Source organism: Joostella sp. (assembly GCF_048266025.1).
Lineage (GTDB): Bacteria > Bacteroidota > Bacteroidia > Flavobacteriales > Flavobacteriaceae > Galbibacter > Galbibacter atrarenae.
In genome coordinates, this window is the sequence record NZ_JBLXAF010000014.1 from 1 (window position 1) to 15,457 (window position 15,457).

Here is a 15,457-nt window from a genome sequence, read left to right on the forward strand (position 1 = left end):
GATAATTTTAGACAAGTACGTAATTTAGTTGTTCATCATAAGGGTATAATTAAAAACAACGATACCGTCAATAATAGTGATAAAAAGTTCAATAACATTAAGAGTTTTAGCAAAGGTAAGTTTACTTTAAAACAGTATGTCTCTTCACAAAATAGATTTGAAATAGTACTTGATAATCCAAAATTCTTTAAAGAGATAGTAAATAACATTGAAAGTCTATTAGATAAAATAGGCAGTAAAGAAATGCCTTTAAACGAAGTAAAATAAAGTATGTCAAACCCAATAAAACAACATTATATTCCACGTTCATATTTAAAGAACTTTGGAATTGAAGGTAGAAAAAGAAATTATTTTGTTGATGTTTATAAAACTGATGATGATATTCTTTTAGAACAGATTAGTACTAAAGATATTTGTTTTGAGAAAAACATATATACTATTCCAGCAGAATCTGATGAGATTAAATATGCATTAGAAAAACATTACGCTGAAAATGTAGATAGTGAATTTCAAAAAGTCTATTCCCTGCTTATTGATGAAAAAGCTTTAACGGTAACCCAAGAAGAAAAAATACAGATACTCTACGTTTGTCTCTCACTATATTTTAGAACACCAAGAATTTTAAATCTTCAACGGAGTATGAATAATCAAATTTTTGATAAAGCAGCTCATACAGCAGATGAAGAAGGATTGATAAAAATGAACTTATATGGTGAAAAAATAAAGTTTCACATTGATGATATTGAAGCTGTAAAAAAAGAACATAACGAACGTTCAAGAACGGTTTTTTTAGTAAACCATTTAGAACAATGGGGGAATTTTGTAAAATATAAATATGACTGTACTATTAATGTTATTAAAATTAATGATGCGAATGCACCTCTCATAACTTGCGATAATCCTGTATCCATCAGGCATTTTGAAACAAATCGTTTTCAAGGGTTATATGACCCAAGAGCAGTAATAACTTTACCATTAGACCGCTCACATTATTTAGAAATTCATCCCAATGACTATGCAGATGGCCAAACAAGAATTAATCGTCTTACACAAGATAGAGACTATGTATTCACTACAAATGGAGTAACCCAACAGAATGCAGAAAAACTATTAATTGGTTATAAAGGAGATATTGATAAACATTTCGATATTCAAAGTCATTATGAAAAACCAGAAAATGGTGAGGAATTTGTCAAAAAAGCTAAATACAGAGCGGAACAAGCTCTAATTCTATTTGAGATTTTAAAGAAAAAAGGATTTGTTTCCAATGAATTTATTGGTAAGCTAAAAGAGTTATTAGAACACCCTTATTGTAAGGATGACATACAAATGCTGAAGTATAAAAAAGTACTTTCTAAAATGGGTAAGTGGTAGTATAATACTTTTGCAACATCATTTGCAACATCATTTGCAACACCATTGCATTAAATAATTTATATATTTGTCTAAATTATATGAAAATATTTTTTTCCATATCAATGTCTATTTTATTCTTTTTTCAAGGGATAAGCATAGATATGGACTTTTGTGGTCCAATTAAAGAAATTTCAAGTGTTATTACCCATTATCAAGAACATAAAGTCTATGGCGACTCTTTCCTTGAATATGTAGTTGAAGATTACATTGACAATGATACAAAAAATGAAGGGCATCATCATAACCCAGATAAGGAGAATACACCTTTCCATTCCCATAATCAATGTTGTCACCCTTTGGTATTAATTATTGCGAACAACAATTTGGCTTTAACCAATCGACTAAAATTTGAAGAGAAAAAACAGTATAATTTACATAAAGTAAACTTCACTTCCAGATATTTGGAATCACTTTTCCAGCCACCAAGGGCATAATTCAGTTTTTTTAAAGGATAACTATATCCAATTTTGAGCCTAAAGGGTTCTTTTTATTTCGTACAATTCTATTTCTTATATCAGAATTGTATCGAATAGTTTAACTGAATTAATACATTTTCTATGATTAATAAAATCATTGATTTTTCAATCAATAACAAATTCATTATTGGTTTGCTAACGCTTACCATTGTTGGAGCAGGTATTTGGAGTATGACCCAAGTACCAATCGATGCTGTTCCAGATATTACCAATAATCAAGTACAAGTCATTACACAAGCACCCAATTTAGGTACAGAGGACATTGAGCAATTTGTAACCTATCCTGTGGAAGTCGCAATGAGTAACTTACCTGAAGTAAAGGAAATCCGTTCCATTTCTCGTTTTGGCTTGTCTGTGGTTACTATAGTTTTTGACGATGATATGGGAACGTATCTACCGCGTCAATTAGTAGCTGAAAAACTAAACGAAGTCAAAGAACAAATTCCGAGTGGTTTTGGCGAACCAACTATGGGTCCTATTTCTTCTGGTTTAGGAGAAATCTATCAATACACACTTAAAGTAAAACCAGAATATAAAGACAAATATTCGGTTACTGATTTGCGTACAATGCAAGATTGGATTGTACAGCGTCAAATGGCTATGGTAGAAGGTGTTATTGAAGTAAACGCAATAGGTGGAAAAATTAAACAGTACGAAGTTGCTGTAGACCCAAACGAACTAAAAGCTATTGGTTTAACAATTACCGATGTTTTTGAAGCTCTTGAAGCCAACAATCAAAATACAGGTGGTGCATACATTGAAAAGAACCATCAAGCCAATTTTATTCGTGGCGAAGGCTTGGTGCGTAGTTTAGAGGATATTAAAAAGATTACGGTTAAAAACACAAACAATATTCCAATTACCGTAGGCGACATTGCAACGGTACAATTTGGTGCTGCTATTCGTTATGGCGCTTTAACCCAAGATGGCGAAGGCGAAGTAGTTGGTGGTTTGGTTATGATGCTTAAAGGCGCTAATTCAAACGATGTTATTGAGAATGTAAAAGTGCGAATGGCTCAAATTGAAGAATCATTGCCTGAAGGCGTGATTATTGAACCTTTATTAGACCGTAGTAAATTAATAGCAGAAACGACATCAACGGTAGCTGGAAACCTTATGGAAGGCGCATTAATAGTCATTTTTGTACTTATCTTTTTATTAGGAAACTGGAGAGGTGGTTTAATAGTAGCTTCAACAATTCCATTATCACTATTATTCGCATTTATACTAATGAATGTTTTTGATGTTTGGGCTAATTTAATGAGTCTGGGAGCAATAGATTTCGGAATTATTGTCGATGGTGCTGTAATTATTGTAGAAAGTACAGTTTTTCTTATTGCATCACAAGTATTAAAGAAAAGGAAATTGACATCCAAAGAACGCGATGGCGTTGCAGCAGATGCTTCAAAAAAAATGATGAATGCTGCCTTTTTCGGCCAGCTGATTATCCTAATTGTATTTCTACCAATATTAGCATTAGAAGGCATTGAAGGAAAAATGTTCAAACCAATGGCATTGACTTTCATTTTTGCAATGATTGGTGCAATGGTACTTTGTTTGACGTATGTACCAATGATGTCTGCCTTGATTTTAAGAGCACCAAAAAATGACAAACAATCGTATGGCGATAAATTTGTGCATTGGGTAGAACGTAAATACCAACCGCTATTAGAAAAAGCCTTAAAGAAAGGAAAATTAATAATTGGTGTTTCTGTTGTATTATTTGGTATTGCAGTTTTTATGTTTACAAGAATGGGTGGCGAATTTATTCCACAATTAGATGAAGGTGATATTGCATTTCACGCCATCTTAAAACCCGGTAGCTCACTTACAGAAACGATTGAAACAACTACAAAAATTGAACAAATTGTAAAAGCAAAGTTTCCAGAAGTTGAAAAAATAGTCAGTCGAATTGGTGTTGCAGAAATTCCAACAGATCCAATGCCAATGGATATTGCTGATGTTTTTGTAATACTGAAACCAAAAAGCGAATGGACTACTGTAGAGACAAAAGATGAACTCATTGAAAAAATGAAAGAAGCTGTTGAAATAATTCCTGGTGTTAACTATGAATTTACACAACCCATTGAAATGCGTTTTAATGAATTACTTGAAGGTGTTAGAGAAGATATTGCTATTAAACTTTATGGAGAAGATATAAATCTACTGTCTCAAAAAGCAGAAGAAATATCTAAAATCATTGCTGGTACAGAAGGTATTGGCGATATGAAAGCGGAAGCTACAACGGGTTTACCACAAATGACAATTACGTATAACAGAAGTAAATTGGCACAATACGGACTTCAAATAAATACATTAAATCAAATTGTGCAATCAGCTTTTGCAGGAGGAATAGCAGGAACTATTTTTGAAGGCGAAAAGCGATTTGATTTGGTGGTTAGGTTAAGTTCTCATAATCGTAAAGACATAACAGATGTGCAAAATTTGTATATCAACTTGCCTTCTGGTGCGCAAATTCCATTACGTGAAATTGCGGATGTTAGCTACAAAGCTGGTCCAATGCAAATCAGTAGAGACAATACCAACAGAAGAACTTATGTAGGTGTCAATGTTAGAGGTCGTGATGTAAAATCATTGGTAGAAGAAATTAAAACTAAATTAGATGCACAATTAGAACTGCCTTCTGGTTATTTCATTCGTTATGGTGGTGCTTTTGAAAATTTAGAACGTGCCAGTAACCGTTTACAAACTGTTGTTCCTATTGCCTTGTTACTCATTTTTGTACTGATTTATTTTGCATTAAAATCCTTACCACAAACCTTGATGATTTATATAGCAATCCCAATGGCAACCATTGGAGGTGTTGTAGCGTTATGGTTGCGTGATATGCCTTTTAGTATTTCGGCAGGTGTTGGTTTTATTGTGTTGTTTGGTGTTGCAGTATTAAACGGATTAGTAATGATTAGTGGTTTGAATGAGTTAAAAGAAGAAGGAGTTACCAATCTAAAAGATAGAATTATAGAAGGTACAAAGCGAAGAATCAGACCTATAATGTTAACTGCTTTTACAGATGTTTTAGGCTTTCTACCTATGGCAATTTCAGCATCGGCTGGTGCAGAAGTTCAGCGACCTTTAGCAACCGTTGTAATTGGTGGTTTGTTAACCTCTACACTATTAACATTATTCGTTTTACCTATATTATATCATTGGGTAGAAAACAAATCATTCAATTTTAGGGCTAACAAAAAGGTAATTACAGTTACTGCTATGGTGGCTTTTATGTTTTTGTTGCCAATAACAGGAAATGCGCAAAAAATAAATGATTCGTTACCAATTATTTCGATGCAAGAAGCTGTAAAATTGGCTAAAGAAAACTATCCAAGTTTAAAACAACAACAACTCGAAATTGATAAGCAACAACAATTAAAAGGAACTGCTTTCGATTTTGGTACTACCCAAATTTTTACGGGAGGTGAAGAAATCAATAACGGAAATGGTATTTACACCACTATTGGAGTTGGTCAATCAAATATTGATGTATTTGGTATAGCACCAAAGAGAAAATTACTGGAGCAACGCATTCAGTTAGCTCAAAAAGCGTTTCAGCTTTCAGAATTAGATTTAGAACTGGAAGTAAAGAAAGCGTGGGCAAATGCTTTACAGAGTAAAAGGAATTATAATTTATACAAAGAGTTAGATTCCATTTATACCAACTTTGAAAAAGCAGTTGCTTTAAATTATGAAGTAGAAGCCATTTCTAAACTGGAATATGCAGCAGCCAAAAATCAAGCCTTACAGATTCAGAATAAATTTTTGCAATCAAAAAGCGAATATGTTATTGCTTTACAACAATTAAACTTGTGGTTGATTTCAGATGATTTTTATACGGTTTCAGATGAAATTGATATAGCGAGCGAAATAAATGTAGAATCCTTTAGTATAGAAGCACACCCTTTATATACTGTTTCTCAACTTCAACTCGCAGAGGCAGAAGCAAACTTTAAAGCTGCCAAAGCTGAAAATTTACCAAAGTTAAACCTTCAAGGTGGTTTGCAAAAAGTAAACGGAAATTCAGGGTTTTATACCTATCAAGCTGGTATTTCCATACCGTTTTTATCTGGTACAACAAAAGCACAAGTTAGAACTGCAAAAATTGATAGGCAAATTGCCGAATCAAATATGCAGTTCAAGCAAAAGGAAGTGCAATCTAAATTTAATCAAGCCAAAGAAAATCACCAAAAATGGAAAACATCTTGGCTGTTCTATAAGGATGAAGTATTACCACTTATTAAAGAACAAAAAACTGGTGCTTTGTTTGCTTATAAAGAAGGAGAGATTGATTACACAGCGTTTACACAACTTATAAAAGAAGCTATTCAATCAGAACTGGAAGCTCAAACAGCGTTAGCAAACTATTTAGAAAGTACATTTCAATTACAATATTTTAATCAATAAGACAATGAAAAACACACAATATATAATTTTAGCACTACTAACAGTTTCATTTTTAGTTGTTGCTTGCGGAAATAAAGAAAGCCATAAGGAAGGTGATGGTCATTCCCATAACGAGGAACAAAAGATTGAAGAAAACGATGACCATAGCGAAGGCGAAGAAGTGATGCTTTCACAACAACAGTTTGAAGCTTTAAAAATGAAGATAGACACCATTGCATTGCGTAATATGAGTGGTTATGTAGAAGCAAATGGCACATTGGAAGTACCACCACAAAGTGAAGCAGCAATAACTTCTGTAGTTGGTGCAAATGTGTTATCCATAAAAGTGATTGAAGGAGACAAAGTGAATAAAGGTCAAATTGTGGCATATCTTTCACATCCAAATATTATTCAAATGCAAACCGATTATTTGAATGCTTTTAGCAATAGTAATTTTTTAAAGAAGAACTTTGAGCGTCAACAAAAATTATATGATGCGGGAGTTGGCTCTGGTGCAAATTTTCAAAAGGCCGAAGCCGAATATGATGCCTCTAAAGCTATGGTAAATGGATTGGAAGCGCAGTTGAAACTATTAAACATAAATACGTCATCAGTACGAAATGGAACAATTGCTCAAAGTATATCATTACGCAGTCCTATTGAAGGCTATGTGCAAAAGGTAGAAGTAAAAACAGGACAGTATGTTGAACCACAAACTGAACTCTTTGAAATTGTAAATACACATCACGTTCACGCTGATTTAATGGTCTTTGAAAAAGATGTGTATAAAGTTAAGAAAGGTCAAAAAGTAAGCTTTAATATACAAACAATGCAAGATGAAGAATTAACAGCAGAAATCTATTCCGTAAGCAAAACATTTGAAGATGACCCTAAAGCAGTACACGTACACGCTGAAATTGAAAACAAGAAAGGTAACTTAATTCCTGGAATGTATATCCAAGGTAAAATTCAAGTAGAGAACACCAAAACAAAAGCACTTCCTGAAAGTGCGATAGTAAAAGAAGGTGATAGATTTTTCGTGTTTTCGGCAGAAAAAGAAAATGACGATTGGAGTTTTAAACCTATTGAAGTGCTTTTAGGAGCAAAAGATGGCAATTGGGTAGCTGTTCAATTTACTGAAGAACAAGATAAAATCACAAAATTCGCTTATAACAATGCGTATTATTTAATAGCCGAAATGAAAAAAGGAGAAGCAGAACACGAACATTAGATTATGCAAACCATAGAACAATTATTAGAGTTAAAAAATATTCGCGTTACGGCAATGCGTTTATTGATTTATAAGTTTCTTGTAAATAAACAAGTAGCAGTAACATTAAGTGATATAGAAAATGCTTTTGAAAAAGCAGATAGAACTACATTGTACAGAACTATTAAAACATTCGAGGAAAAAGATATTGTGCATCAAATAGATGATGGTACAGGTATTACTAAATATGCTTTATGTGAACAAGGTTGTAGTTGTGATATAAATAAAGATTTACACTTACATTTCCATTGTAACAATTGTAATGAAACCATTTGCTTAACAGACCATAAAATACCAAAAATTAAAGTGCCTGATGGCTTTGTTTCAGAAAATGTAAACTTGGTTGTAAAAGGTATATGTGATAAGTGTAGTGGATAACAAATGCACTTCCATTGCACTAACGATTGTACTACTTTTATTCAAAATTAATGGATATGAAGTTTAATGCTAAAATACCTAAACCTCTTAAACAGGCTTATAACGAAGAATTAAAACGATATAGTTTCTGTTTAGAAAATAAGCAGTATAGTAATGCTTGGTATCATTTAGAACGCAGTCATATCATAGGGCAATCTTACCCAATAGAACATACCTATTCACATTGGTTAATGCTAAAGTTTGGATTTATGCAAAAAGATGCTAAAGAAGTACTCGGTCAAATTATTAGGTTACTTGTTGGTGGTTGGAAATCATTTATTGACCACGTGCCACTTGGTAACACAGGCAGTGCAAACGTACCACCATTAAAATCTATGCCTATACCTAATGATATTAAAAATTTATTCAATTCAAAATGAAGAAAAAGAAAGTCAATTTAAGGGATTTAAAACCAAATTCAGAAGAACAACATTCTCACGATGATGGTCATAATCACGCTAATGGAAGTGCATTTAAAACTTATGTGCCAGCAATTATAAGTTTTACGATGCTTATGATGGGTATAGGTTTAGATTATTTTGATGTTTCTTTTTTTAAGAATTGGACTCGCATTATATGGTATGGTATTGCTTATTTACCAGTTGGACTTCCTGTTGTAAAAGAAGGCTGGGAAAGTATTAAAAAAGGCGATGTATTTACAGAGTTCTTTTTAATGTCTATAGCCACTATTGGAGCCTTTATTATTGGCGAATATCCTGAAGGTGTTGCAGTAATGTTGTTTTATGCAGTTGGGGAATTATTCCAAAATGCAGCAGTTAACAGAGCAAAAGGAAATATAAAAGCCTTACTTGATGTAAGACCAAATGAAGCTCTGGTATATCGCAACAATAATTATGTGTCTGTAAGTCCAGAAACGGTTGAAATTGGTGAAAAAGTGCAAGTACGTGTAGGAGAAAAAATCCCTTTAGATGGTATTCTACTTTCCGACAAAGGTTCATTCAACACAGCAGCATTAACAGGTGAAAGTAAACCAGATACGATTGCAAAAGGCGAAAAAGTATTTGCTGGAAGTATTAATATGGATGGCGTTATTGAAATTGAAACCACCAAAGAATTTAAAGATAGTTCCATTGCTCGAATTTTGGATATGGTACAGAACGCAACAGCTCGAAAATCTAAAACAGAATTATTCATCAGACAATTCGCTCGTATTTACACACCAATAGTTGTGTTTTTAGCAATAGGTGTTACGTTTCTACCATACTTTTTTGTAGATGATTATGTTTTTAGAGATTGGTTATACAGAGCCTTAATTTTCTTGGTGATTTCTTGTCCTTGTGCTTTGGTAATATCAATTCCATTAGGTTATTTCGGAGGATTGGGAGCAGCTTCAAAAAACGGAATTTTATTTAAAGGCGCTTCCTTTTTAGATGCAATGACCAAGATAAACACGTTGGTGATGGATAAAACTGGAACGGTTACTAAAGGTGTTTTCAAAATAAAAGAAATCAAAGCAATTGGTTGGGATGAAAAAGAGTTTATGAAGTACCTGATGGCGATGGAAGAACAATCCACACATCCTATTGCAAAAGCTATTTTAGAATATAAAGATGAAGGCGCAGATTATGAGGCTTCCGAAGTTACAGAAATAGCAGGAAAAGGTTTAAAAGGTATAGTAAATGGTAAGACTGTTTTAGTTGGTAATAAAGCCCTAATGTCAGCCAATAATATTAAAGTTTTAGAGGAAACAGAAACTATTGTAGAATCTATAGTATTAGAATCTATAGACAATGAATTTGCAGGTTATGTTGTCATTGCAGATGAATTAAAAGAAGATGCAAAAGAAACAATTACCAATTTACATAAAGTAGGTATTAATAATATAATGATGCTTTCTGGAGATAAGGATTCCATTACCCAACAAGTAGCAAGAGAATTAAATATTGAAAAGGCTAAAGGTGGTTTGTTACCAGAAGATAAATTAAATGAAGTTGAGCTTTTAAAACAAAATCCTGAAAATAAAATTGCTTTTATAGGTGATGGTATTAATGACGCACCAGTTTTAGCAGCAAGTGATGTAGGAATAGCAATGGGTGGTTTAGGTAGTGATGTCGCTATTGAAACAGCAGATGTTATCATTCAAACAGACCAACCTTCAAAAGTGGTAAAAGCGATTAAAATTAGTCGTTCCACTCGTAAAATTGTATGGCAAAACATCATTTTAGCATTTGGAGTAAAAGTAATTGTTCTGATTTTAGGAGCAGGTGGTTTAGCAACAATGTGGGAAGCAGTTTTTGCCGATGTTGGTGTGGCTTTATTAGCAATATTAAATGCAGTTAGACTACAACGAATGCGATGGAGTTAACCATTAAACTTCTGTTAAACAAAATGAACATTTGTTAAAATTTCGTAACTTCGCAAACAGTATGAAACAAGTATTCCATAAAATAATGTCTTTAGCAATGGCTTTTGTAGTGTTATGCTCTACAATGTCATTTACGCTTAATATGCATTTTTGTGGAGATGCTTTAGTAGAAACAGCTGTTTTTAATAAGGCTAAGGGTTGTGGTATGGAAATGCAAAAGCCATCTACAGAAGGATGTGCTATTACCAAGAAAAACTGTTGTAATGATGAACAATTGGTAGTTGATGGTCAAGACGAACTACAATTACAAGTTGACAAAATTTCTTTTGAACAACAAGTTTTCATTGCCTCATTGGTTTATACCTATATTAACCTTTTTGAAGGTTTAGATAACAATGTATCTTCTTTTGAAGAATATGAACCACCACTCGTCGTCAGGCAAATCTTCAAGATTGACGAGACTTATTTAATTTGATTTTTAAACAATAGACTGTTTTATCCTATGACTTTATAATGTCATAAGGATAATTTGCTGTATTCGGTGTTTTCTTAACGCCAATGTCTAACTGTTTAATAATCAAATCATATGCTTAATAAAGCAATCAAATTTCTTATAGAGAATAAACTCGTTGCAGTTCTGCTACTTGCTCTTTTTGTTGGATGGGGAACTGTAAACGCACCTTTCAATTGGGATACTGGATTTTTACCAAGTAATCCTGTGGCTGTTGATGCCATCCCAGATATCGGAGAAAATCAACAAATTGTATTTACAAAGTGGGATGGTCGTTCGCCACAAGATATAGAAGACCAAATCACTTATCCATTAACCACATCCTTATTAGGTATTCCAGGAGTAAAAACCATTCGTAGTTCGTCTATGTTTGGGTTTTCAAGTATCTATATCATTTTTGAAGAAGATGTAGAATTCTATTGGAGTCGTAGTCGTATTCTAGAAAAACTCAATTCATTACCAAGTGGTTTATTACCTGAAGGTGTTAATCCTGCTTTGGGTCCAGATGCAACAGGATTAGGACAAATATTTTGGTACACACTTGAAGGACGTGATGAAAACGGAAAAGTTACTGGTGGTTGGGATTTACAAGAGTTACGCAGTATTCAAGATTACTATGTAAAATATGCACTATCCTCTGCAAGCGGTGTTTCGGAAGTCGCTTCAATTGGTGGTTATGTTCAAGAATATCAAGTGGATGTCAACCCAGAATTAATGCGTCAATATAATATAGGATTGCATCACGTTGTAAAAGCAGTTAAGGAAAGTAATAAAGACATTGGTGCACAAACTATTGAAATTAATAATGCAGAATATTTAGTACGTGGTTTAGGTTATGTGAAATCTATTGAAGACATAGAAAATGCAGTCGTTACTTCCGAAAATTATACAGCAATACGAATCAAAGATATTGGAAAAGTCTCTTTAGGTCCAGCAACACGACGTGGGTTATTAGATAAAGAAGGTGCAGAAGTTGTAGGTGCTGTTGTTGTAGCTCGTTACGGAGCAAACCCAATGGAAGTTATTAATAATGTAAAAGAAAAAATTAATGAATTAAGTGCAGGATTACCTTCAAAAGTATTAGCAGATGGTAGAACATCACAAGTAACCATAGTGCCATTTTATGATAGAACAGAATTGATTAAAGAAACGTTAGGTACACTTAATGAAGCCTTAACATTAGAGATACTAATTACCATTTTGGTCATTATCATTATGGTATTTAATCTTCGGGCATCGGTACTTATATCTGGACTACTACCAGTTGCGGTTTTAATGGTTTTTATAGCAATGAAGTTCTTTGGTGTAGATGCAAACATCGTCGCATTATCTGGTATTGCAATTGCTATTGGTACAATGGTCGATGTTGGTGTCATACTTTCAGAAAACATTATAAGGCACTTGGATGAAGATGATGGAACAAAACCCATTAATACGGTAGTTTATAACGCCACAGCAGAAGTATCTGGTGCAATCGTTACCGCAGTAATGACAACCATAATCAGTTTCATTCCAGTCTTTACAATGATTGGCGCTGAAGGTAAACTATTTAGACCGTTAGCATTCACAAAAACCTTTGCATTAACAGCTTCCATAATTGTAGCCTTGTTTTTAATACCACCATTCGCTGCATTTTTATTCAGAAAGAAAAGTATTAAAAACACTTTTAAATATGTTTTAAATGGTGTTTTAATAGCTTTAGGAGTCGTAGCAATAGTCTTTGGGTATTGGTTAGGATTGATTTTGATAGCTTTTGGAATTACAGCACTTCTCAATCTTCAAAGTAAGATAACAGACAAACAAACTAATCTTATCAATATCATTATTTCAGCATCTGCGATAGTATTCCTGTTAGCCGAATATTGGCGACCATTAGGCGTTGATAAAAGTATCTTTTGGAATCTCATTTTTGTAAGTATTATATGCTTTGGTTTATTAGGTGTTTTTTCGCTATTCATCAAATACTATACGCGTATTTTAAAGTGGTGTTTAGATAATAAATTATTGTTTTTGTCTATTCCTACTGCGATTGTTATTGCAGGGTTTTTCATAATGAAGAATACAGGAAAAGAGTTTATGCCATCATTAAATGAAGGCTCATTTCTACTAATGCCAACATCTATGCCTCATTCTGGCGTAGAAGAAAACAAACGAGTTTTACAGCAATTAGATATGGCAGTAGCCAGTATTCCAGAAATTGAAACAGTTGTAGGTAAAGCAGGTAGAACAGAATCAGCGTTAGACCCAGCACCTCTATCTATGTATGAGAACATCATTCAGTATAAGCCAGAGTATATGCTGAATGAAAGCAGAGTGCGCCAACGTTACAAAGTAAATGAGGATGGTTTGTTTGAATTAAAAGATGGTCGATTAATTCATAACGAAAATATAGATGTCAGTTCGAGCGCAGTCGAGAACAAAGTGATAATCAAATCAACTTTATTAAATGTCCAAAGGTCTCAATTGATTGAAGATAAGGATGGCGAATATTATCGTAATTGGCGACCAGAAATTGAATCACCTGATGATATTTGGGATGAAATTGTAAGAGTTACCAAATTACCAGGTGTTACGTCAGCACCAAAGCTACAACCGATTGAAACCCGATTGGTAATGCTTCAAACAGGAATGCGAGCACCTATGGGAATAAAAGTAAAAGGTCAAGACTTAAAGCAAATTGAAGCGTTTGGTGTGCAATTAGAAAACATCATCAAGGAAGCTGAAGGCGTTAAAAAGGAAGCTGTTTTTGCAGACCGTATCGTCGGTAAACCCTATTTGTTAATTGATATTGATAGAGAGAAAATTGCACGTTATGGAATTTCTATACAAGATGTTCAGGATGTATTAAAAGTCGCAGTTGGTGGTATGGTATTAACACAAACGGTTGAAGGTCGTGAGCGCTATGGTGTTCGTGTGCGATACCCAAGAGAATTAAGAGCAAATCCAACAGACTTACAACAGATTTATGTGCCAGTTGAAAAAGGCAGTCCTGTTCCATTAAGCGAATTGGCAACCATTCGCTACGAACAAGGTCCACAAGTCATTAAAAGTGAAGACACCTTTTTAGTAGGTTATGTCTTGTTTGATAAATTAGATGGTTTTGCAGAAGTAAGCGTTGTTGAAAATGCACAAGCATTAATCCAAGAAAAGATAGATTCAGGCGAATTAATAGTTCCAAAAGGAATCAACTATGCATTCACAGGAACGTATGAAAATCAATTACGAGCAGAAAAAACACTATCTGTTGTTGTACCGTTAGCATTGGCAATTATCTTTTTAATACTGTATTTCCAATTCCGTTCTGTGGCAACCTCATTAATGGTATTTACAGGTATAGCAGTAGCGTTTGCAGGTGGATTTATAATGATATGGCTCTATGGTCAAGATTGGTTTTTAAACTTCAGTTTCTTTGGCGAAAATCTGCGTGATTTATTCCAGATGCACCCAATTAATTTAAGTGTGGCTGTTTGGGTAGGCTTTATTGCACTATTTGGTATTGCAACAGATGATGGTGTGGTTATGGCAACATATTTAACGCAAACTTTTGATAGAAATACACCAGATAACAAAAAGGAAATTAGAGCATCTATTGTAGAAGCAGGTGAAAAACGTATTAGACCGTGTTTAATGACTACAGCAACAACCATTTTAGCACTCTTGCCTGTACTCACATCTACAGGACGAGGAAGCGATATTATGATTCCTATGGCCATACCAAGTTTTGGAGGTATGCTTATAGCCTTAATAACCTTATTTGTTGTACCAGTTTTATATAGCTGGAAATCCGAAGTTCAACTTAAAAGAGCAACAAAATGAAATACATAAAAATCAATATAAAAACGGTCTTTGTGCTTTGTGCTTTATGCTTCGTGCTTTCTGCGCAAAGTCAAGAGTTAGAAACGCTTATTGATGTTGCACTAAATAACAATCCAGAAATTCAAAAATTTGAATTGCAATACAAAAGAGCTTCTGAAAAAGTAAATGAAGTCAATACCATTCCTAATACCGAATTTGGTGTAGGTTATTTTGTAAGTGAACCAGAAACACGAACAGGTGCACAACGCTTTAAAGTATCTGCTAAACAAATGTTACCGTGGTTTGGGACTATTACTTCGAGAGAAAATTACGTGAGTTCATTGGCAGATGCTAAATACGAGGACATTGTTATCGCAAAGCGAAAACTAATGGCTTCGGTATCACAATCCTATTATAATTTATACGCTAACAAAGCAAAGCAAGAGGTTTTAACTGAAAACATCAAACTATTAGAAACTTATGAAACGTTGGCATTAACTTCTGTAGAGGTTGGTAAAGCATCCGCAGTAGATGTGTTGCGATTGCAAATGCGTCAAAACGAAATGCAACAATTAAAAGATGTATTGCAACAACAGTTTTTAGCAGAACAAACTAACTTCAATAATCTATTGAATAGAGATAATGATGTTACCGTGAATGTGGTAGATAGTTTAATGATACCTTCAGAAGACTTTGATATTACTTTTGAAAATTTAGCATTACATCCTGAATTACTAAAATTTGATAAACTCTATCAATCCATAGAGCAATCAGAATTATTGAATCAAAAAGAAAGCAGTCCAATGATTGGTTTTGGATTAGATTATATCAATGTTGCTGAAATCCATATT

At 33.6% G+C, this 15,457-nt stretch carries 11 protein-coding genes; all 11 read left to right on the forward strand.

What is annotated here, in order from left to right; translation table 11 throughout:
* Window positions 1-267 (forward strand): hypothetical protein (locus ACN0TY_RS16330; RefSeq protein WP_417445301.1); only part of this gene is annotated, 267 nt, incomplete at its 5' end.
* A 3-nt stretch (window positions 268-270) separates the two neighbouring features.
* Window positions 271-1,374 (forward strand): DUF4238 domain-containing protein, encoded by a 1,104-nt coding sequence (locus tag ACN0TY_RS16335; RefSeq protein WP_417445302.1) that lies wholly within the window; start codon window positions 271-273, stop codon window positions 1,372-1,374.
* 143 nt (window positions 1,375-1,517) lie between these two features.
* A complete protein-coding gene (locus ACN0TY_RS16340) occupies window positions 1,518-1,850 on the forward strand; it encodes a hypothetical protein (RefSeq protein WP_334470970.1) in 333 nt (110 codons plus the stop codon).
* 123 nt (window positions 1,851-1,973) lie between these two features.
* On the forward strand, window positions 1,974-6,308 hold the full coding sequence (locus ACN0TY_RS16345) for a CusA/CzcA family heavy metal efflux RND transporter (protein ID WP_054724089.1): 4,335 nt from the start codon (window positions 1,974-1,976) through the stop codon (window positions 6,306-6,308).
* Window positions 6,309-6,312: 4 nt separating this feature from the next.
* On the forward strand, window positions 6,313-7,518 hold the full coding sequence (locus ACN0TY_RS16350) for an efflux RND transporter periplasmic adaptor subunit (protein ID WP_054724090.1): 1,206 nt from the start codon (window positions 6,313-6,315) through the stop codon (window positions 7,516-7,518).
* A 3-nt stretch (window positions 7,519-7,521) separates the two neighbouring features.
* On the forward strand, window positions 7,522-7,935 hold the full coding sequence (locus tag ACN0TY_RS16355; protein ID WP_054724091.1) for a Fur family transcriptional regulator: 414 nt from the start codon (window positions 7,522-7,524) through the stop codon (window positions 7,933-7,935).
* Window positions 7,936-7,991: 56 nt separating this feature from the next.
* Window positions 7,992-8,354: a DUF3703 domain-containing protein gene (locus ACN0TY_RS16360; protein ID WP_054731062.1), complete on the forward strand. Its 363-nt coding sequence runs from the start codon at window positions 7,992-7,994 to the stop codon at window positions 8,352-8,354.
* Window positions 8,351-10,300 (forward strand): heavy metal translocating P-type ATPase, encoded by a 1,950-nt coding sequence (locus tag ACN0TY_RS16365; protein WP_054724092.1) that lies wholly within the window; start codon window positions 8,351-8,353, stop codon window positions 10,298-10,300. The genes ACN0TY_RS16360 and ACN0TY_RS16365 overlap by 4 nt, the downstream gene beginning before the upstream one ends.
* Window positions 10,301-10,361: 61 nt before the next feature.
* Entirely contained in the window at window positions 10,362-10,775 is a 414-nt protein-coding gene (locus tag ACN0TY_RS16370) for an HYC_CC_PP family protein (protein ID WP_054724093.1), read from the forward strand.
* A 111-nt stretch (window positions 10,776-10,886) separates the two neighbouring features.
* Window positions 10,887-14,627 (forward strand): efflux RND transporter permease subunit, encoded by a 3,741-nt coding sequence (locus tag ACN0TY_RS16375; RefSeq protein ID WP_092468854.1) that lies wholly within the window; start codon window positions 10,887-10,889, stop codon window positions 14,625-14,627.
* The coding region (locus tag ACN0TY_RS16380; protein WP_417445303.1) for a TolC family protein at window positions 14,624-15,457 on the forward strand (834 nt) is incomplete at its 3' end. The genes ACN0TY_RS16375 and ACN0TY_RS16380, both read left to right, overlap by 4 nt.

Bases quoted from the DNA above. Each gene is read 5' to 3' on its own strand.
- ACN0TY_RS16335 (WP_417445302.1), top strand. From the start codon at position 271: ATGTCAAACCCAATAAAACAACATTATATTCCACGTTCATATTTAAAG.
- ACN0TY_RS16340 (WP_334470970.1), top strand. From the start codon at position 1,518: ATGGACTTTTGTGGTCCAATTAAAGAAATTTCAAGTGTTATTACCCAT.
- ACN0TY_RS16345 (WP_054724089.1), top strand. From the start codon at position 1,974: ATGATTAATAAAATCATTGATTTTTCAATCAATAACAAATTCATTATT.
- ACN0TY_RS16350 (WP_054724090.1), top strand. From the start codon at position 6,313: ATGAAAAACACACAATATATAATTTTAGCACTACTAACAGTTTCATTT.
- ACN0TY_RS16355 (WP_054724091.1), top strand. From the start codon at position 7,522: ATGCAAACCATAGAACAATTATTAGAGTTAAAAAATATTCGCGTTACG.
- ACN0TY_RS16360 (WP_054731062.1), top strand. From the start codon at position 7,992: ATGAAGTTTAATGCTAAAATACCTAAACCTCTTAAACAGGCTTATAAC.
- ACN0TY_RS16365 (WP_054724092.1), top strand. From the start codon at position 8,351: ATGAAGAAAAAGAAAGTCAATTTAAGGGATTTAAAACCAAATTCAGAA.
- ACN0TY_RS16370 (WP_054724093.1), top strand. From the start codon at position 10,362: ATGAAACAAGTATTCCATAAAATAATGTCTTTAGCAATGGCTTTTGTA.
- ACN0TY_RS16375 (WP_092468854.1), top strand. From the start codon at position 10,887: ATGCTTAATAAAGCAATCAAATTTCTTATAGAGAATAAACTCGTTGCA.